The 521-nt window shown below is 48.4% G+C and carries 1 protein-coding gene; it reads left to right on the top strand.

Annotation, left to right across the window (positions count from 1 at the left end):
* On the top strand, positions 1-521 hold a 521-nt coding region (locus R7O13_RS30810; protein ID WP_318305711.1), incomplete at both ends, for a M14-type cytosolic carboxypeptidase.

Here is a 521-nt window from a genome sequence, read left to right as displayed (position 1 = left end):
ACATGTCGGAATTCTACCAATGGTTCCACTTCCGCTTAGAAACTGAAGCAGAGCAGTCACACACCATCAAACTGCTCGATCTAGCGAAGTCAGCATACCCTGAAGGTTGGCAAGGTTACGACGTTGTTGCGTCTTATGACCGTGAAGAATGGTTCCGTATTCCTGCTGAATTTGATGGTGACACATTAACGTTTACTGTGATCCCAGAGCGCAGCTCTATCTATTTCGCATACTTTGCACCGTACACTTATGATCGCCATCTCGATCTACTGCACATGGCGCAAAGCGCGCACCACTGCAAGCTAGATACACTGGGTCATACCCTAGATGGTAACGACATGAGCCTACTGACTTTTGGTGAGCCAGAAGAAGGCAAAAAGAAAATCTGGATGATCGCGCGTCAGCATCCGGGCGAAACCATGGCCGAGTGGTTTATGGAAGGTATGATTCAGCGTCTGCTGGATGAAAACGATACGGTTGCCCGTGCATTACTTGAGAAAGCAGTGCTTTACGTTGTACCG

The sequence above is a fragment of the Vibrio sp. Y176 genome (assembly GCF_033438945.1).
This window is presented reverse-complemented; position numbering and strand designations above follow the sequence as displayed.